General features: G+C 63.5%; 15 protein-coding genes. 11 read left to right on the top strand and 4 right to left on the bottom strand.

Going from position 1 to position 19430, the window contains the following annotated elements; translation table 11 throughout:
- The 3 genes from ACNPN0_RS06950 to ACNPN0_RS06940 all read left to right on the top strand — a co-directional run.
- Positions 1–929 (top strand): exonuclease SbcCD subunit D (locus tag ACNPN0_RS06950; RefSeq protein WP_448938868.1); only part of this gene is annotated, 929 nt, incomplete at its 5' end.
- Complete coding sequence (locus ACNPN0_RS06945; RefSeq protein WP_448938250.1) at positions 926–4018, top strand: AAA family ATPase; 3093 nt, start codon at positions 926–928, stop codon at positions 4016–4018. The genes ACNPN0_RS06950 and ACNPN0_RS06945, both read left to right, overlap by 4 nt.
- Positions 4019–4131: 113 nt before the next feature.
- On the top strand, positions 4132–5406 hold the full coding sequence (locus tag ACNPN0_RS06940) for an MFS transporter (RefSeq protein ID WP_133834433.1): 1275 nt from the start codon (positions 4132–4134) through the stop codon (positions 5404–5406).
- A gap of 115 nt (positions 5407–5521) precedes the next feature.
- Here ACNPN0_RS06940 and ACNPN0_RS06935 read toward each other — a convergent pair whose 3' ends face one another.
- Positions 5522–6217, bottom strand: coding sequence for an IclR family transcriptional regulator (locus tag ACNPN0_RS06935; RefSeq protein WP_105658443.1), 696 nt, complete (start codon positions 6215–6217; stop codon positions 5522–5524).
- 268 nt (positions 6218–6485) lie between these two features.
- On the opposite strand from ACNPN0_RS06935, the gene ACNPN0_RS06930 reads away from it, so the two are divergent.
- Positions 6486–7826, top strand: coding sequence for an MFS transporter (locus ACNPN0_RS06930; protein ID WP_448938249.1), 1341 nt, complete (start codon positions 6486–6488; stop codon positions 7824–7826).
- Between the two features lie 197 nt (positions 7827–8023).
- Here ACNPN0_RS06930 and ACNPN0_RS06925 read toward each other — a convergent pair whose 3' ends face one another.
- Together ACNPN0_RS06925 and ACNPN0_RS06920 are read right to left on the bottom strand one after the other, a co-directional pair.
- Positions 8024–9031: a LacI family DNA-binding transcriptional regulator gene (locus ACNPN0_RS06925; protein WP_105658460.1), complete on the bottom strand. Its 1008-nt coding sequence runs from the start codon at positions 9029–9031 to the stop codon at positions 8024–8026.
- 112 nt (positions 9032–9143) lie between these two features.
- Positions 9144–10832, bottom strand: coding sequence for a glycoside hydrolase family 13 protein (locus ACNPN0_RS06920; protein ID WP_448938248.1), 1689 nt, complete (start codon positions 10830–10832; stop codon positions 9144–9146).
- A gap of 268 nt (positions 10833–11100) precedes the next feature.
- Between ACNPN0_RS06920 and ACNPN0_RS06915 the strand changes: the two genes are divergently transcribed.
- The 7 genes from ACNPN0_RS06915 (at position 11101) to ACNPN0_RS06885 (ending at position 19022) form a co-directional block, all read left to right on the top strand.
- A complete protein-coding gene (locus ACNPN0_RS06915) occupies positions 11101–12369 on the top strand; it encodes a sugar ABC transporter substrate-binding protein (RefSeq protein WP_448938247.1) in 1269 nt (422 codons plus the stop codon).
- Positions 12370–12485: 116 nt separating this feature from the next.
- Positions 12486–14081: an ABC transporter permease subunit gene (locus tag ACNPN0_RS06910; protein WP_332504039.1), complete on the top strand. Its 1596-nt coding sequence runs from the start codon at positions 12486–12488 to the stop codon at positions 14079–14081.
- On the top strand, positions 14081–14995 hold the full coding sequence (locus ACNPN0_RS06905; RefSeq protein WP_105658448.1) for a sugar ABC transporter permease: 915 nt from the start codon (positions 14081–14083) through the stop codon (positions 14993–14995). The genes ACNPN0_RS06910 and ACNPN0_RS06905 overlap by 1 nt, the downstream gene beginning before the upstream one ends.
- A 101-nt stretch (positions 14996–15096) precedes the next feature.
- Positions 15097–16086: a hypothetical protein gene (locus ACNPN0_RS06900; protein ID WP_402697295.1), complete on the top strand. Its 990-nt coding sequence runs from the start codon at positions 15097–15099 to the stop codon at positions 16084–16086.
- A 63-nt stretch (positions 16087–16149) separates the two neighbouring features.
- Positions 16150–16905 carry a TetR/AcrR family transcriptional regulator gene (locus ACNPN0_RS06895; protein WP_402697297.1) on the top strand — a complete coding sequence of 252 codons (756 nt, stop codon included), beginning with the start codon at positions 16150–16152 and terminating at the stop codon, positions 16903–16905.
- Positions 16906–17003: 98 nt separating this feature from the next.
- Positions 17004–18560: an MFS transporter gene (locus tag ACNPN0_RS06890; RefSeq protein WP_105658451.1), complete on the top strand. Its 1557-nt coding sequence runs from the start codon at positions 17004–17006 to the stop codon at positions 18558–18560.
- Positions 18561–18605: 45 nt separating this feature from the next.
- Positions 18606–19022, top strand: coding sequence for an META domain-containing protein (locus ACNPN0_RS06885; RefSeq protein ID WP_105658452.1), 417 nt, complete (start codon positions 18606–18608; stop codon positions 19020–19022).
- Between the two features lie 22 nt (positions 19023–19044).
- Here the strand turns inward: ACNPN0_RS06885 and ACNPN0_RS06880 are convergent.
- Positions 19045–19430 (bottom strand): fatty acid desaturase (locus tag ACNPN0_RS06880; RefSeq protein WP_448938867.1); only part of this gene is annotated, 386 nt, incomplete at its 5' end.

Genomic DNA, 19430 nt, shown 5'->3' with positions numbered 1-19430 from the left:
CCAGCGGCAACCACGACTCGGCCTCCCGTCTGGGCTTCGGCGCAGAGCTCCTGGACAGCGCCGGGGTGCACATCATCGCCGACCTCCAGCGCATGCTGCTGCCGGTTATCCACGATGCCGGCGATCACTGGGTGGCCATCTACGGTATCCCGTACCTGGAACCGCGCATGGTGATGGAACGCCTGGGCGTGGAAAAGGCCAACCACGAAGCGGTGGTCCGAGCGGCCATCGCGCAGATCGAAGAAGATCTTGCGCAACTGCGGGCAGGGGAAAAACCGGTAGTTTCCATCGCGATGGCCCACCTGTTCGCCGCCGGCGGCTACGGCAGCGACTCCGAACGCGAGCTGAGCACCGGCAACCTCGACGTGGTTCCGGCAGAGCTTTTCGAGCGCTTCGACTACTCGGCGCTGGGGCACCTGCATGGACGGCAGAAGGTCAAGGAGCACGTGCGCTATTCGGGCTCTCCGCTGGCATACTCCTTCTCCGAGGCAACGCAGCGCAAGGGCGTATGGCTGATCGACACCAACGCCCGGGGCATAGAGTCCGTGCAGGAAGTCCTGCTTCCGGTGCCGAAGAAATTGGCCATCCTCAAGGGCAAGCTCGCTGAGCTCCTGGCGGATCCGGAACTGGAATCCGCCGCCGATGCATGGTGCCAGGTCACGCTGACCGATAGCGAACGCCCCGCCGACGCGATGGCAACGATTCGAACCCGTTTCCCCGACACCGTGGTGCTCAATTTCGCCCCCGACCACGCCGGCGGGGATGCCAAGCCGGCGAGCTATGCCGAGCGCATGGCCAAGGCCGCCAGCACCGAACAAGTGGTGGGGGACTTCATGGAACATGTCCGCGAACGCGCGGCCGATGAACTGGAACGGGAAGTCATCGGCGCCGTCATCCAAGCCACCCGAGAGGCACAGGCCAGCCAGTGAGAATCCACAAACTCCAGATCCAGGCGTTCGGGCCCTTCGCAGGCACCGAAGAGATCGACTTCGATGAATTGGCCGAAGGCGGGCTGTTCCTGCTTGATGGCCCCACCGGTGCCGGCAAGTCCAGCATCCTGGATGCGATCTGCTACGCCCTGTACGGTGCGTTGCCCGGAAGCCGCGCCGGCAGCCGGCAGATCCGTTCGGACCATGCCCCGGCCGGTTTGGCTCCGGAAGTGGTCTGCGAGCTGACCATCGGCGACCGGCGCTTCGAGGTCACCCGTTCGCCGGCCTGGATGCGCCCGTCCAAGCGCGGCAAGAACAAGACCACCGAGCAGAAGGCCGCCAGCTTCCTGCGCGAGTTCACCGGTTCGGGCTGGAAGGAACTGTCCACCCGCAACGACGAGGTGGGCCACGTCCTGGGCAGCCTGCTGGGTCTGGACCGCGAGCAGTTCACCAAGGTAGTCATGCTGCCGCAGGGCGGCTTTGCGGACTTCCTGCGGGCCAAGGCCAAGGACCGCGAAGATCTCCTGGCGAATCTCTTCGATACCAGCGGCTATGCGCGGATCGAGGATGAATTCGCCGCTCGGCTGGCCGAAGAGCGCAAGAAAACCGAGAGCCTGGAAGCACGCCTGAGCGCCAGCGAAGAGGCCATCCATTCCGCTGCCCGGGCGTTCCTCGCTGGCCGCGAAGCCAGCGATGAGCCCGCCGAGGCCGACGGCGAAGCGAACGCCGACGCCGATGGCGCTGGACAGGCCGCGGCGGTGGACCTGAGCAGTGCCGAGCAGTTCGCCGGCTATCACCGCCGGATCGCGGCGGTTCACCGGGACTCGGCCCTCGAAGCGGCCAAACTGCGCACCGAGATGACCCGCACCCGCGAGCAGGCGCAGGCCCTGGAGGAACGCCGCCGGATCTTCGCGCGCCTGGCCGAGCTGCGCGGCATGCAGGCCGGCTATGCCCAGAACCATGAAGCGGCCGCAGCGGCTGCCGCGCGCTTGGACAGCGATGCCAAGGCAGGCGCGGTGCGTGCCTACCAGGCCCAGCTCCAGGAAGCATCCGTCGCCCAGGAGCAGGCCAAGGGCACCTGGCTGGACAGCAAGCTGTGGCTTGAAACCGAACAGGGACTGGACCCCAGTGCCGACGCTGCCGGTCTGGAGCAGCTGCGCCTGCCGGCGCAGCAAGCGGCCGAAGAACTAGCGGTGGCCAAGGCGGGCCTGGACGATGAAAAGCGCCGCGACGTCCTGGCCGGCCAGGCACGCAAGGCCGCCGAACTGGCCGCTGCGCAGGAAGAGACCCGTGCCCAGGCCGAAGCCGAAGTTGCCTTGCTCAAGGCCGAACGTGCTGCGCTGGAAGCCGCGGACCTCGATCAGGTAGCCGCCGGCGGCAAGGTCCAGCAGGCCAAGGAACACGTGAAGGGGCTGGAGACCAGGATCCAGCATGCCACCGAGCGCGACGCCCTGGAGAAGCAGGCGCTGGCCGCACGGGAGAAGTCCAGTGCACAAGAGCTGGAGGTTGTAGGCGTAGCCAATACCTTGCTTGACCTGCGTACCGAACAGCTGGCCCAGAGCGCTTTGCGATTGGCTGCCGCGCTGGAAGACGGGCAACCGTGCCTGGTCTGCGGTGCGCAAGAGCATCCCGCCCCGGCCCGGGCGGATGCCGATGCGCCGCTGATCGACGATGAGCAGATCCAAGCGCTGGAAGCCGCGGTGGCTGCGGCAAGAGCTGCCGGGCAACGGGCCGCGCAGGCGCGCGACACCCTGGTGGCCAAGTTCCAGGCCGCGCAGGAAGCCGCGGGCGACGCCTCGGTCGCGGACCTGCGGACGGAGCTTGCCACGGCGCAGGCCGGGCTGGAACGGGAGCAGAAGCAGCAAGGAGAAATCGCTGCCCGCGTGGCAAAGCTGGACGCGGTGCGCCAGCGTACCGAGCAGCAGAACGCGCGGGCATCCCAGGCGGTGCTCGAGCACGCCACAGCGAAGCAGCGTGCGCAGTCCCTGCAAACCCAGCTGGCAGAACTCGATGCCAAGCTGGAGCAGCTGCGCCAAGGCCGGGAGAACCTGGCCGAACTTGTGGCGCAGCTGTCCGCCACGTCCCAGGGCTTGGCCAGCGCAGTGCAGCACCTGCGTCGTTTCCTTGAGGCTAGCGAGGCGCTGGAGAAGGCCGAGGCCACCTGGAATAGCCAGCGCACGGCCGCCGGTTTCGAGAATCCGGCTGCCTTCGAGGCCGCCTTGCTGGACAGCGCCGAACGCGAGCGCCTGCGCCAGCTGCAGCGTGCCGATGCCGATCTGGCCAGTGCCATTGCCACGCTTGAAGCGTCGCAGGACTGCCGCAAGGCCCAGGAATTATCCGCGCAGGGCCTGGAAGGGCCAAGCGAAGAAGGGATTGCCGAAGCGAAGCTGCGCTCTTCCCTCGCCGAAGAATGCTTCGAAGCGGCGCGGGAACAAGAAGTGCTGGCGCAGACCCAGCTCGCTCGCCACGAGCAAGCAGCCACTGATCTTGAACGCCAGCGGACCGAGGCAGGCCCGGTCATCGAGGACTACCGCCGGCTGCGCGGATTGGCTGAAGTGATTCGTGGCGGGGGAGAGAACCTCTACAAGATGACGCTGAGCACCTATGTGCTCGCGGCCCGGCTGGAGGAAGTGGCCATCGCCGCAACGCAGCGCCTGGGCATGATGTCCGGCGGCCGCTACTCGCTGCACCATGATGATTCCAAGCAGGGCAATTCGAAGTCCGGGTTGGGGTTGCAGGTGCTCGATTCGTGGACCGGGAAGCGCCGGGAAACCCAGACGCTCTCCGGAGGCGAGACCTTCATGGCCTCGCTGGCCCTGGCACTGGGCCTGGCGGATGTCATTTCGCACCATTCCGGGGCCGTGGACATGCAGACGCTCTTCGTCGATGAAGGCTTCGGTTCGCTGGATGCCGAGACGCTGGAAGAAGTCATGCAGGCGCTGGAAAACTTGCGTGCCGGGGGACGGACCATCGGCTTGGTCTCCCACGTGGCAGAAATGAAGCAGCGCATCACCAATCGGATTTCGGTCAGCAAGACCCAGCACGGTTCCACCATTGAACGCGACGGCACTGTGATCTTGGCTGGATAGATTGGACTTGCCCCAAGGCAGTAGCTATCTTGAAAGTAGTGCCATCAGGCATGCCTGGGAAATTTTGTGCGTCGGGGGGTGTGGGACGACGCACGCTTCGTCATGGAGTTTTGTTGACTCAGCCTACTTTGTCGAAGGAAAACAGTGAGGAATCCGAGAAGATGTCCGGATACTCCGCGTTAGTTCCTTTGGTAGGAGCACCCTTCCTGCCGCTTACTTTCCTTGCACGCCTCCCGCTGGCGATGCTCACCATCGGGTCCATGACCCTGGTAACTGCTACCACCGGCTCATATGCCATGGGCGGCTTGGCCGCGGCCATGGTTGGCCTGGGGTCCGCCATTGGCGGTCCGAGCATCGGCTATCTGGCTGACCGGGTGGGCCAGCGTCCGGTATTGACCACTGTCGCGGTCATCCACACCATCCTGCTGGTTGCCCTGACGCTGTTTGCCGACTCGGGACCGGATATGTCCGCGGCCTTGCTCTCGATCATGTGCCTGGCCACCGGTGCTACCGGCCCGCAGGTCGGCCCGATGTCCCGCGTCCGCTGGATTGCGATCACCCGCCAGCAGAAGAAGAACCACAAGGTCCTTTCGGCGGCACTGAGCCTGGAGTCCATGTTCGATGAACTGGGCTTCGTCTTCGGCCCGGTTGCCGTGGGCCTGCTGGCATCCCTGGTGGATCCGGTGCTGCCGCTCTACCTTGCCGCCCTGCTGACCCTGGTGCTGGTGCCGGTGTTCGCCTCGCACCGTACCGGCAATGCGGTGAAGCCGGCGAGAACCGCCGAGCACACTCCCAAGGTCTCGATCAGCGGCGCGCAGGTTGCCGCGATCGGCGCCCTGGTCCTGGGCATGATGGCGCTGGGCACGGTCTTCGGTTCCTCGGCGGCCGGTACCCTGGCCTTTGCCGGGGCGCAGGGCGATTCCAACTCCGGCGGCCTGCTCTATGGCGCCATGGGCTTCTCCAGCGCGATTGCCGCGATCTCCGTGGCCGCTTGGCCGCAGGCCTTCAAGCAGATCAACCGCTGGATCCTGTGCGGTGCGGCGCTGACCGTGCTCAGCTTCGGGCTGCACGTGGCCGGCAATGTCCCGCTGATGCTCGTTGCCCTGTTCATCGCAGGATTTGCGGTAGGGCCGGTGATCGTCACGGTCATGACCCTGGGCGGCGAAGTCGCTCCGCCGCAGCGACTGTCCACCGTAATGACCATGCTCTCTGCCGGCATTGTTGTGGGAACCGCGATCGGAAACGGCTTGGCCGGCGTCTTCGCCGAGACCCTGGGCTACCTCGGCGCCTTCTGGGTCTCCACCGGTGGCGCGCTGGTGATCTTCCTGGCCGCTGTGGCGATGAAGATCGTTGTCGCGAAGTCCCCGTCGCTGGCCCGCGTCCGCTAGGGCAAGAACTCTGCGCATCTTGCGGCCGGCCAGCAAAGCTGGATAAGAAGCATCCCGTTGCACCTCGCCCAGCAGGCGAAGGGCAACGGGATTCTTCTTTCCCCGCCGGGAATTGCTAGTGCGCGAGCTTTTCGCTGATGCGCGCCGCTGCGTGCTTGAGTTCCTCGATCATGCGCTCGTACCCGCCGACCGTGCTGGCGGCGAAGACGACGGCCAAGGCCGCCGGGGTTTGCCCGGAATGCTGGATCGGAACGGCAATGGACGTCACGCCCTGGATGACTTCATTCTCGCTGGTGGCATAGCCGTCAATCCGGGCCGCGACGGCAGCTTCGCGGTACTCGATGCCCGTGTCCAGGGCATCCCACTCGGCCTTGGCATAGCGCGACTGGATCGCGATGCCGGCTGCTCCCACATCCATGCCGTGCACCGAGCCCGGGCGATGGACGATCGCGCGCTGGGAGTTCAACGGGGAGACCGACTGCAAGGTGGTGCACAGGTCGTGTTCCCAGACGGCTACGAAAGCAGTCATCGACAGCTCGTTGGCCAGCGCGGTGAGTTCCGGGGTGGCGGCCGCCTGCAGGTCGCGCTGGACCGAGCGGGCGAGCACGGCCAAGCCGGAAGCGGAACGGATGTGCCCGGCCTCGTCGCGGTTGAGCAGGTGATGCTGCTCCAGGGTGCGGATGATGCGGTAGGCAATGGAGCGGTGGACTTCCAGTTTCGCGGCGATTTCCGCGATGGAAAGGTTGACCGGGGAATTGGCGACGATTTCAAGGACGCGGATTCCACGCGAAAGCGTCTGGGAGGTAGGCATTGCTCTTCAATCTGGCGTGCGGCGCTGCTGGAACGTCGTCGAGGGCCTTCGTAGTGAATCTGGGGACCAAGCGGTCGGTGATCTATATCCGATTTTAGTCGTTCTCTATTAGAACACCGAATTCCCAGCCCATTGCGGGAGAGGGTGCCTGGCTGGAGCTGGTCACGATTTGGATAGATCTTGTGATCTGCTTCACTGTGGGCATATGATGGTGTGCGACATAAACCGTCCGAACGGTCGGTAAACAACTCGCAAAAAAGGCCAACTCATGTCATCGACTGTCACTCGCACCCAGGAGGAGCGCCGGGTTCTTGCCGGCACCCTGGTGGGCACCACCATTGAGTGGTACGACTTCTTCATTTTCGCCCAGCTCACCGCGACCCTGCTGACCCCGTTGTTCCTCGAGCCCCTGGGGCAGTCGAATCCGGGTGTCGCGCAGATCCTTTCCTTCGCAATGATTGGCATCTCCTTCTTCTTCCGTCCCCTGGGCGCAGTGGTTGCCGGCCACCTGGGCGACCGCTACGGACGCAAGCGCATCCTGGTGCTCACCCTGATCCTCATGGGCGTTGCCACCGCGGCCATTGGCCTGCTGCCAACCTACGCGTCCATCGGCGTGGCCGCGCCAATCCTGCTGGTGCTCCTGCGCGTAGTCCAGGGCTTCTCGGCCGGTGGCGAATGGGGCGGTGCAGCCTTGATGGCGGTAGAGCACGCACCGAAGGATCGCCGCGGCTACTTCGGCGCCTACCCGCAGATCGGCGTGCCCATCGGCATGATCCTGGCTACCGGCCTGCTCTACATCCTGCGCGTTGCGATGAGCCCGGAAGAGTTCGCCGCATGGGGCTGGCGCATTCCGTTCCTGCTCTCCATTGCGCTGATCTTCGTGGGCTACATGATCCGCCGTGCGGTTGAGGAATCCCCGGTCTTCAAGCAGCTCGCCCAGCGCAAGGCTTCCGAGCACACCCCGCTGCGCGAGCTGATGACCAGCCATTCCAAGCAGGTCCTGCAGGCCGCGCTGATCTTCATCTCGAACAACGCCGCCGGCTACCTGGTGATCGCGTTCTTCATTTCCTACACCACCAAGGTCCTCGAGATGCCGGTGGCACCGATCCTCCTGGCTACTACCATCGGTTCGGTGGGCTGGCTGATCTTCACCCTGGTCGGCGGCTGGCTCTCGGACAAGATCGGGCGCCGCAATACCTTCGTGATCGGCTACGCGCTGGTGTTCATCTGGATGATCCCGATGTTCCTGATGGTCGACACCGGAAACATCATGCTGTACACCATTGCGATCTTCGTGCTGACCGTTGGCCTGGGCTTGTCCTACGGCCCGCAGTCGGCGATGTACGCGGAGATGTTCCCGGCGCAGATCCGCTACTCGGGCATCTCCATTGGCTACGCCATTGGCGCCATTCTGGGCGGCGCCTTCGCGGCCACCGTGGCGCAGATCCTGCTGGAGACCACAGGCTCTTCGATCTCGATTGCCATCTACATCATGGTGCTGACCATCATTTCCGTGGCAGCGGTGCTCTGGGTGGGCGAGACCCGTGGACGCAACCTGCACGTGGAAGAAATTGAGGGCGAACAGACCGACTCGCGCGTGGCGCACTAGTTTCGCGGCAGCATAATGCCCGCGCAGGCAAGGGATCAAGCGATCCTGGCCCGCGCGGGCATTTGCGCGTCTGGCGACCGGTGGTTTGGCGATCAGCAGGCTGATGCAGCGGGCAGTTTGCTGCACGGCCGACGTCCGGCCACCGCCATCCATTGCGCCTAGGCCGCCGGCATGCGGGACCCGACTGCCTGGCCAGGTTACTGGGCGGGGCGGGTGGTGGAGGAACGCACGATCAACCGATGGCCCAACTCGTGGGCCTGCGCCGGTTCCTGGCCACGGATAGCACGCAGCAGCATGGCGACCGCCAGCTGCCCCTGCTCATGCGGACGCTGCTCGACGGTGGTCAAGCCGAAGAGCTCGGCCAGGTCGTGATTGTCCACGCCGATGACCGACAGGTCATGGGGCAGCTGCAAACCGAGATCGCGGGCGGCCAGGATCGCGCCAATGGCCATTTCATCACTGGCTGCGAACACTGCCGTAGGACGGGATGCCGGGTTGCCCAGCAGCTGCTTGGCCACCGCGTAGCCCTGGGCCATGGAGAAGTCCGCGCTGGCGAACAGCGACTCATCCAGTTCAAGTCCAGCCTCGGCCAGCGCCCGCTCGTAGCCGGTGCGGCGGTGGGTGGGCACCATGAAATCCACATCGGTTTCCGCGTTGCCGCCGATGAAGCCAATGCGTTCATGGCCCAGGGAGATGAGGTGCCCGGTCGCGAGGGCAGAAATCGCTTCGTCATTCACGTGCAGGGTCGGCACACCGGGAAGCGGTCCTCCCACGCCAACCAGGGGCTTGTCCATGGCCAGCAGCGCCTGGACCTCGTCCCCAGCCAACTCGACGTTGACCGCGATCACCGCATCCACGCGCTGGCGCAGCAGGAAATCGGAGAAGATCTTCTCGCGCTGGGTGCGGTCCTTGGTCAGCTGATAGAGCGTGGTGTCATAGCCCTCGTCCATCAAGCGGCTGGAAATGCCTTCCAGCACGCAGGCATAGAACCAGTGGTTGATCACCGGAACGAGCACGCCGATGTTGCGGGTCCGTCCCGAGGCCAGCCCGGACGCGGAAGATGAGACCACATAGCCCAGCTCGGTGGCGGCGCGCTGCACAGCCTCCTGCGCGGACGCGGAGACAGAACCCCGGCCAGATAATGCGCGCGAGACGGTGGCAATGGATACGCCAGCGGCTTGTGCGACGTCTTTGATCCCGGCCACTTCTCTTCCTTCCTTCATAGGCACAGCCGTGGCTAGGGGAAATTCCTTCCCCTGGCCACGGCTCCTGCCCAACATTACCCGGTGCGGCTGCAGCCGGTCAGCAGATGGCCGGCTACGGCAACTGGAACCAGAGCGTGGTTTCGCCCGGAATCATTCCCGGTTCCGCCGAAATCTCGCTTTGGCTGCGCACCAGTTCGGTGGCGCCCTGCGCACCGGCAGGCAAAGGCTGTGCAGTTGCAGCGTAGTTGGCCACGACCAGCACAGTGCCGTTGGCGAAAGCCAGAACATCATCTCCGGTGCCTTCGACCCAATCCAGGGTGCCGGTGCCCAGTGCATGATCCTGGCGCAGCTGCAACAGGCGGCGGTACAGGTTCAGCGTGGAGGACTGGTCATCGACCTGCGCATCGCGGGCGTAGGAGTCCCAGCCTGCCGGCTGCGGCAGCCAGCTTTCACCGGTCGCGCTGAAGCCGAAAGCGGGCTTGCCGCTTTCCCAGGGCAAGGGCACCCGGCAGCCGTCACGCCCGTAGCGCTCGCCATTGGTGCGCAACCAGGTAGGATCCTGGCGCGCCTCATCCGGCAGTTCAACGGCTTCTGGCAGGCCCAGCTCTTCGCCCTGGTAGATGTAGGCGCCACCTGGCAGGGCCAGCATCAACGCGCTGGAAGCACGAGCGCGACGCAATCCCACGGCAGCCTCCGGCAGGTTCGGGGTGTTCAGGCCGATGCCCTCGCCCTGCGGGTTCTCATCGGTCAGCGCCAAGCGGGTCGCATGGCGCACCACGTCATGGTTGGAGAGCACCCAGGTGCTCGGGGCGCCGACCTTGCCGAACTCCTCCAGAGACTGGTCGATGGTTTCGCGGATCTGCTGGGCATCGAAGTCGCAAGAGAGATAAGGGAAGTTGAAAGCCTGGTGCATCTCGTCCTCGCGCACCCACTTGGCCATCAGCGACAGGGGATTGACCCAAGCCTCGGCGCACAGCACGCGCTCGCCGTCGTACTCGTCCATGACCTTGCGCCAGTCGCGGTAGATCTCATGCACGCCATCCTGGCCCCACCACGGAGCCAGTTCGTCGGTGCCGCCCATGGAGGCACCGCTTGGGTCCGGGGTGAAGTCCGGCAAGCCCTCGGCCTTGATCAGCCCGTGGGCCACGTCAACGCGGAAGCCGTCGGTGCCCCGGTCCAGCCAGAAGCGCAGGACGTCGCGGAACATCGCGCGCACTTCCTCGTTGTGCCAGTTGAAGTCCGGCTGCGAGGAGTCGAAGATATGCAGGTAGGACTGGCCGGCGCTGCCATCAGGATTCGTGGTTTCGGTCCACATGGGGCCGCCGAAGACTGAATCCCAATTATTCGGGAGCCCGGTTGCCGGGGTGTCCTTGAAGATGAAGCGGTCACGTTCGGGGGAGCCGGGCGCGGCCTTGAGTGCTTCCTGGAACCACGGGTGCTGGTCCGAGCAGTGGTTCGGAACCAGGTCGATGATGACGCGCAGGCCCAATGCGTGGGCCTTGGCCACCATCGCGTCGTAGTCCTCCAGGGTTCCAAACAGCGGATCCACATCGCAGTAGTCCGACACGTCGTATCCGGCGTCCTTTTGCGGGGAAGTGAAGAATGGCGAAAGCCAAATCGCGTCGACCGAAAGCTGCGCGATGCTTTCCAGGCGTTGGGTAATGCCGCGCAGATCACCCATCCCATCGCCATTGGAATCGGCGAAGGAGCGCGGGTAGATCTGGTAGATCACCGAGGAGCGCCACCACTGCGAGTCTTCGGATTGCACAAGGGAATCAGCTGCTGAACGAATTGAAGTCATGACGGTAACGATAAATGATTCACCACAGTTTGTAAACGCTTGCAATTATGGTTCAAAGCCTTCGTTCCATGGTGAGGTCTGAATTCGTGCCTCGGCCGATAAAAACTGATTTTTATCGGCGTTGTTGTCAATTTTCATGATCTGTGCCACGCTGTAAACGCTTACAATCAATGTGTTACTCGCTCCACTAAAGACCCGACCGGCAGGCCCAGCGGAAATCGCGGCCGACCCGGTCCCTGATGACACAGTTGTCACGAAAGGACATCCCATGAAGGTGAATAAGCACCCTTGGCTTCTCGGCGGAGCACTGACGGCCATTGCCGCACTCTCGCTCACCGCCTGCGGCGGGTCTGGCTCCAACACGCCAGCAGTTTCCTCCAGCCCCGCAGCGGCGCAATCCTCGCCGGCAGCTGCCTCCGGCGGCAAGCTGACCGTCTGGGTCGACGCCAACCGCGAGCCAGTGCTCAAGGATGCAGCAGCTGACTTCGAGAAGCAGTCCGGGGTCAAGGTGGACCTCGTGATCAAGGACTTCTCCAAGATCCAGGAAGACTTCCTGCGCCAGGTTCCAACCGGCAAGGGCCCGGATATCACCATCGGCGCCCACGACTGGTTGGGCAACCTGGTCAACAACGGCGTAGTCCAGCCAGTTGAGCTGGGCGACAAGGCCGGCGAGTTCCAGGACGTCGCGGTCAACGCCATGAGCTACGAGGGCAACACCTACGGCGTTCCCTACGCCACCGAGAACCTGGCCCTGCTGCGTAATGCGGATCTGGTCAAGGAAGCTCCAAAGAGCTTCGATGACATGATTGCCGCCGGCGAGAAGGCCGGCACCGAATTCCCGTTCCTGGTCCAGGTCTCTGACGTCGGCGATCCATTCCACGCCTACCCGTTCCAGACCTCCTTCGGCGCACCGGTGTTCGGCACCGATGATACGGGCGCCTATGACCCGGCAGATCTGCAGATCGGCAACGAGGGCGGCATCGAATTCGCCAAGTGGCTGGCTGAAGAGGGCGAAGAAGGCAACCTGAAGACCAGCCTCGACGGGGACATTGCCAAGGAGAAGTTCGTCTCCGGCGACTCGCCATTCTTCCTGACCGGTCCATGGAACGTGGAAGCAGTAGAAGAAGCTGAAATCAACCTGGAAATCGACCCGATTCCATCGGCCGGTGGCGAGCAGGCCCAGCCATTCGTCGCCGTGCAGGGTTTCTTCGCTTCCGCGAAGACCGAGAACCTGCTGGCGGCTACCGAATTCCTGACCAACTATATCGGCACCGAAGAAGTCCAGACCGAACTGTACGAGGTAGGCAACCGCCCGCCGGCAAACAAGGCAGCATTCGAAGCGGCCAAGGCCGATGAAACCATCGCTGCCTTCGGCGAGGTCGGCGCCAACGGCGTGCCAATGCCGAACATCCCGGAAATGGCTGCCGTATGGGAGTTCTGGGGCGTAGCCGAGGCCGAGATCATCACCGGCAAGGCTGATCCGGCCAAGCGCTGGAAGCAGATGACCTCGGATATCGAAAAGGCCATCTCGAAGTAGGAACGCCTGCCACCAGGCACAACGATGGGCGCTGGGGCCGGGAGGAACTCCTCCGGGTCCCAGCGCCTGCAATTCACCAGCGCTAACTGCACTTGATCGACAGGGACATCTGGAAGATGACAAAGACCGCCCGCCAAGGGCCGCAACCCGGCACCGAGGAGACGAAGCCCAAGCTGTCACCGGCAGCCAGGCGCTTCGCCAACGCCACCAGTACCTCCACTGGCGCCATGCTCGCCAAGATCATCCTGGTGGCGATCGTCGATGCGACCGCGCTCTTCGCGGTCTTCACCGCACTGGGGCGCGAAGCCTGGGCGATCGCCGCGGTGATCGCGGCCATTACCGTGCTGATCAACGTGGTCTACTTCAAGCGCGGATGGCTGCCGGCAAAGTACCTGCTGCCGGGCACCATCTTCCTGCTGATCTTCCAGGTCTTCGTGATCGGCTACACCGGGTATATCGCCTTCACCAACTACGGTTCGGGGCACAACTCGGATAAGGATGACGCGATCAGCGCGCTGCTGCAATCCAACCAGAACCGCGTCGAGGGATCAGCCGGCTACCCGGTGTCCATCCTCGAGGGGCAAGACGGGCTGGCGATGCTCATTGAGCGCGATGGCCAGCAGCTGCTCGGCGATGCGGATGATCCTTTCGTCCCGGTAGACCCCGCTGGCCTGGGTGACTACTCCGAACTGGCTTTCGCCGATTTGCTGGGCCGCCAGCAGGAAGTCACCTCGCTGGCCGTTCCATTCACCGAGAACCCGGCAGATGGCACCGTGCGCACCAGCGATGGCCGCACCGCCTACCAGTACACTTCCTCCATCAAGCATGATGAAGCCGCGGACACCATGACCGATCAGCAGACCGGCGTGGTGTACCGGGACACCGGCGTGGGCGCGTATACCGCGCAAGACGGCTCGCAGCTGATGCCCGGCTGGTCCATCAACGTGGGCTTCGAGAACTTCACCCGTGCGGTCACCGATTCCTCGATCCGCAACGCCCTGTTCTCTGTCACCGTGTGGACCTTCGCCTTCGCCTTCCTGTCGGTGGCGACCACCTTCTTCCTCGGGCTGTTCCTGGCGATTGTCTTCAACGACATGCGCATGAAGGGGCGGAAGGTCTACCGCGTCATCTCGATCCTGCCTTACGCATTCCCTGCGTTCCTGGGCGGGCTGGTCTGGGCCGGCATGCTCAACCGCGACTTCGGGTTCGTCAACCAGGTGCTCCTGGGCGGAGCGCAGATCCCTTGGCTGACCGACCCGTGGCTGGCGAAGTTCTCCGTGCTCTGGGTGAATCTGTGGCTCGGATTCCCGTACATGTTCCTGGTCTGCACCGGGGCGCTGCAGTCCATTCCGAATGAACTCTCCGAAGCGGCCACCATCGACGGGGCGAAGCCGTTCCAGATCTTCCGGTTGATCAAGCTGCCGCTGCTGCTGGTCTCGGTGGCTCCGCTGCTGATCAGCTCCTTCGCCTTCAACTTCAACAACTTCAACGTGATCTACATGCTCACCGAAGGCGGGCCGCGCATGCAGGATGCAGGACTGAACGTGGGATCCACCGACATCCTGATCTCCATGGTCTACAAGGTGGCCTTCGTTGGCTCCCAGCGCGACTATGGGCTGGCCAGCGCCTTCTCCATCATCATTTTCGTGATCGTCGCGATCATCTCGATTATCAGTTTCAAGCAGACCAAGGCACTGGAGGAGCTGAACTAATGAGCACCGAAATCACCGGCAGGCCGGTAGCCGGCGCACCCAAGGGACGCGCGGGGCGCCAGGGCCTGGGCAAATGGTTCGCCTCCACCGGCTGGCGCCACCTGATCGGCGTGGCCCTGTGCATCTATGCGGCCTTCCCGCTGCTCTACGTGCTCTCGGCCTCGCTGAACCCCAATGGAACCCTGCTGTCTTCCAACGGATTGTTCACCACCATCGGCTTCAACAGCTATGTGGAGCTGTTCCAGAATCAGCAGCGTCCCTTCGGCGCCTGGTTCATCAACACCTTGGTGATCGGCCTGACCACGGCGGCCGCTTCGGTGTTCCTCGGCGCCTTGGCTGCCTACAGCTTCTCGCGGATGCGCTTCACCGGCCGCCGCGTGGGCCTGGTCAGCTTGCTGATTGTGCAGATCTTCCCGCAGCTGCTGGCCGTAGTGGCGATCTTCATCCTGCTCACCTCGCTGGGAGATGTCTTCCCGGTCTTGGGCATCGATAACCAGATCGCATTGATCATGGTGTACCTGGGCGGGGCACTGGGTGTGAACACCTATCTGATGTACGGCTTCTTCAACACCATTCCGGTGGAAATCGATGAAGCGGCGAAGATCGATGGTGCTGGCCATGCCCGCATCTTCTTCACCATGATCCTGCGCCTGGTGGCACCGATCCTGGCCGTCGTGGGCCTGCTGTCCTTCATTTCCAGCACCTCGGACTTCGTGATCGCCTCGGTCATCCTGGTCTCCCCGGAGAACCAGACGCTGGCTGTGGGACTGTACTCCTACGTCTCGGAGGAATTCACCTCCAACTGGTCGGTCTTCGCTGCCGGTGCGGTACTGGCAGCGATCCCGGTGATGGCATTGTTCCTGTTCTTGCAGAAGTACATTGTCGGCGGCCTGACCGCCGGCGCAGGCAAGTAGCCCGCAGCAACTGACCACTTCGGGCAGATGGGGCAACGCCACTGGCGTTGCCCCATTTTGCCTGCGTCAGCCCATGGGCCGGAGCACGTAGAGTAAAAGGCATGAAGCCCTACTTGCCGCGCGCCGCCCGCAACTACCTGGAGCAACTTCGCCGTGCGCTGGATTTCTTGTCTTTGCAAGAACGCAACGAAGTCATTGAAACCACCAAGCAGGAGATTCTCCGCCTGCCTGGCGGCGGACGCCGCAAGAGCGATTTGATCCGCTTGCTCGGCGAGCCTGCCTCGCGCGCGCTCAAATTCGAACGCCATGAGCCCGAAGCCCTGGAAGTGGGCAGCGGCAAGTACTTCTTGACGCGTATTCTGGCGTGGCCAATTTTCGCTCTCGCACTGCTGACCCTGATGGTGGTGCTTTTCGCCCCGCCGCAAGCCGCCTTGGCCAACGAACAGAGCTTCGGCTTTGTTGCCGGGGGAGTTGGCGGGCTGCTGGGGCAACTCGAATTGCTGATCGGATCCCAGCTGATTTGGCTGGCGTTCATTCCGGTCATCCTCAGCCTGGTTCCCTTGTGGCTGCCCAATAGTGCCGGCACCACCATCCACATCGTCGGGGCTGTGATCATGACCGTTATCTGCGCGGCGGGTGGCGGACAGCTCTCGCTCTTTTTCATTCCGGTGACCGTGCTGCTCTGGGCACAGGTTTTCACCCCGCTGCTGATGATGCGCGGTTCCATGGCAAGCCCCGGGCCCGGCTGGCTGGTGTGCGCGGCGGTGCTGCTGATCCTGGTCCTGGGGTATGCCAGCTACCAAGGCCTGGCCAGCTTCAGCGCTGCGCCATGGCTGATCCTGGCTCCGGCCGCGCTGCTGGCCGTGCTGGCGATGCTGTTGCCCTTCCGCTGGAAGCTGGCTCATATTGCGCTGGTCGCAGCCGGCCTGCTGGTGATGGCCGCTGGATTCGTCGCTGCGCTGCCAGGAACCTACGGGGCGGTCCTGGCCTGGCCGTGGCTGGCTGGCGGCATGAGCTTCGCCGTAGGACATCTCGCGCTAGCTGCCGGCATGTGGCACGAACGAGCCAGGAAATTGCTGGCCCTGTTTTAGGAGTTTCAATACTTGTAGGCGCTTAATGGGAATTTACAGAGAAAATGCGTATATCCTCGTGACATGGCCGAGAATAAGGAAAATTCCTCTCCTGAACCGACAAAACGTGGTCGCGGGCGCCCGCGCAAGGACTCTGAATTCCAGTCCCTGAGCAAAGAGCAGCTGGCCCAGAAGGCTCTGGAAATCGCCGGTGCCGAGGGCTACGACGCGCTGACCATGCACCGTCTTGCGGCCGAATTCAATGTCACCCCGCGGGCGTTGTACAACTACGTGGCGGATCGCCAAGAAGTCATCAACCTGGCGGTGGGGCGCTTCATCTCGATCAATCCGCTGATCGAGTTCGACTGCAACGACTGGAAGCTCGGGGTGACCGAAGCGTACAACGCGACGCGCCGGGCCTACCGGGCCTACCCCCGGGCCTCGCAATTGACGCTCGACGAAAAGCTCAAGGTGGAGCCCGGCCCGTTCCGCAATGAATTGATGGAACGGATCCTCGCCTTCTTCGTGGATATCGGCCTGACGCTCAAGCAGGCAGTGGCCATGGTCCGCGCCCTGGAACGGGATGTCCTGGGTTTCGTGATGCATGTGGATTACTACTATGACCGCCGCTCGAAGGACAGCCCGGACTACGTGAGCTCGCTGGTGCCGGTCCAATTGCTTGACGCCTACCCGGAAGTTCCGACACCGCTGGCACGCCAAGCGCTCGAGCTGCCGCAGCAAGACAGCGATGACCTTTTCGGGGAAGTCGTCGAGTTGCGGTTGCTGGCCATTGCGCAGATGCTCGAGCTCAACCGGGCCGCCGAAGACCGCAAAGAATGAAATAAGCACTTCGACAGGGAATATTAGCCAGCTGGCCAACGCTGTAGGTTGAAGGACCGCAGGATTGTGCGGCCTGGAATTCGTTTGAAAGTTGGCCCATGTCCCAGAGCAAGCCGCATCCGGTACCAATTGCTGAAGAACTCTCGGCCGGAGCGCGATGGCGATTGCTGGGCGTGCTGCTGGCAGCGATGTTCATGTCGCTGGTTTCGGTCAGCATCGTCAACGTGGTTCTTCCTGCCATCGGTTCCACCCTGCATGCCACCGAATCGGACCTGCAGTGGGTATTGGCCGGATATGCGCTGACCTTCGGCGTGGTTCTGGTTGCTGCCGGACGCGCCGGCGACCTGCTGGGCCGTGGCGTGATGTTCGTGGCGGGTTTGGCGATCTTCACAGCCGCCAGCATCCTCGCAGGGCTGGCCGCGGATCCACTGGTATTGAACATTGCCCGCTTCATCATGGGCGTTGGCTCGGGCCTGCTCAACCCCCAAGTGATGGGCATGATCCAGCAGCACTTCCGTGGCGCGGCCCGTGGCCGGGCCTACGGGCTGCTGGGCACCGCCGTCGGCTTCTCGGTAGCTATTGGGCCGGTGCTGGGCGGATTGCTGATCAACTGGTTTGGCGAAGACGCCGGCTGGCGCGCCACCTTCTTGATCAACGTCCCGGTCGGCGTGCTGGCTATTGTCCTGGCGCTGCTGTGGCTGCCCAAGCCGCTGTTCAACAAGCCAGCGGGCAAGGTGGATCTGGACCCGGTTGGCGGCCTCCTGCTGGCGGTTGGCATTTTCGCCCTGCTCCTGCCATTCGTCCAGGGCCGCGAAACCCCATGGCTCTGGTCGCTGCTGGCCTTGGCAGTGCTGGTCATGGTGCTCTGGGTCTGGTGGGAGAAGAAGTACAAGAAGCTCGGGCGCGAACCAATGGTGGAATTGGCCCTGTTCAAGATCCGCAGCTTCACCAACGGCACGCTCATTGCGGGCCTGTACTTCATGGGTGTTTCCAGCGTCTGGGTGCTGGTGGCCATTTACGTCCAGCAATCCCAGGGTTTCAGTGCCCTGCAGGCAGGGCTGATCTGCCTTCCCGCGGCCCTGCTCTCCGCCTTCAGCTCCGACATCGCCGGACGCTATGTCATGACCGTGGGGCGAAAAATGGTCATCGGCGGCATTCTCAGCGCCCTGTTCGGTCTGCTGGCCACCATTGCCGTGGTGGTCCTGGAGGATCGCGGGCTGCTGAACATCTGGTGGATGCTGCTTTCGCTGGCCTTCATCGGCGTAGCCCAGGGCTTCATTATTTCGCCTAACCAGGCGCTGACCCTCATGGAAGTTCCCGTGGCCAACTCCGGCAGTGCCGGCGGCTTGATGCAGACTTCCCAGCGCGTGGGCACTGCGGTGGGCATTGCGGTGATTACCGCTGTCTTCTACGGCATGAACCACGTAGCCGGGTACTCGATCGCCATGGCGCTCTCATTCGCTGCCATTTCCCTCTTGGTCCTGGCCACCTTGCTGGTCGGTATCCTTGATCTGCGCCATAGCCATGCTGCCCGCAGCAAGCCAGTTGCCGAAGAAGTCGTTCCCGTCAGCACCGGCGTGCAGCGTACGGTGACCGGGGCAATCGAGGTTGTCGGGCCGAAGGAGCCTACCCAGCCAGTAGACTCCCAGCCGTAATCCGGTACTGGCCAGCGGGTGGGCCGAAGACCTAGGCTGGGGGATATGAAGCGATTCTTCCTGCGCACCGCGGCACTGTCTTTGGCTTTTGGTGTTGCCGCCTGCGGGGCGACCCCGGGCGAGCCGGGCGCCAGCCAGCCAACTGAAAGCGAGACCAGCGTGATACTCCAGGATCCGGTCGGCTTGTGGGGCAGCAAGGAGCAAGGCCAGCCGTGGCTGGAGCTTGCCGAAGACGGCAAGATCACCGGCAGCGATGGCTGCAACCGCCTCGCCGGCACCTGGAGCGCATCCGAAGACCTGGAATTCGCCGCGCTCGCCTCGACCAAGATGTTCTGCGAAGGCGTGGATGACTGGCTCTCGCGCGCTGCCTCCGCCAAGCTGGAGGACGGCGAAAAGATGCTTGTCCTTGACGCAGACGGGAAAGAGCTAGGAACCCTTGCCTTTGGTGGCAAGGGATCCTAGCTCTTTGCTGCTTCAGCCTAGACTATGCGCTGACGCGGTAACCGGAGATCATCGGGCACTCGAAAGGATCCCGGGCCGATAGCCCGACCTTGTTCAGGTAGGTGATCACCTGTGCGTAGGATTCGCGGACACTGGCCACGGTGTACGGGACCTGGTGCTCGTCGCAGTACTGGCGCACGATGCGCGAGACGCCGGCCAGGTTGGCGCGCGGCATGGACGGGAACAGGTGGTGCTCTACTTGGTAGTTCAATCCGCCGTAGACGTGGGAGAGCACGCGGTTTCCCCAGCTGGACTTGGCCATGACATTGCGTCCGGTCAGTACCTGGCGGGAGAAGAAGTCGATGCGGGCGTCCTGGGGAACCATCGGCATGCCCTTGTGGTTCGGGGCGAAGGAGGCACCCATGTAGA

It is taken from the genome of Glutamicibacter sp. AGC84 (assembly GCF_053543575.1).
This window is presented reverse-complemented; position numbering and strand designations above follow the sequence as displayed.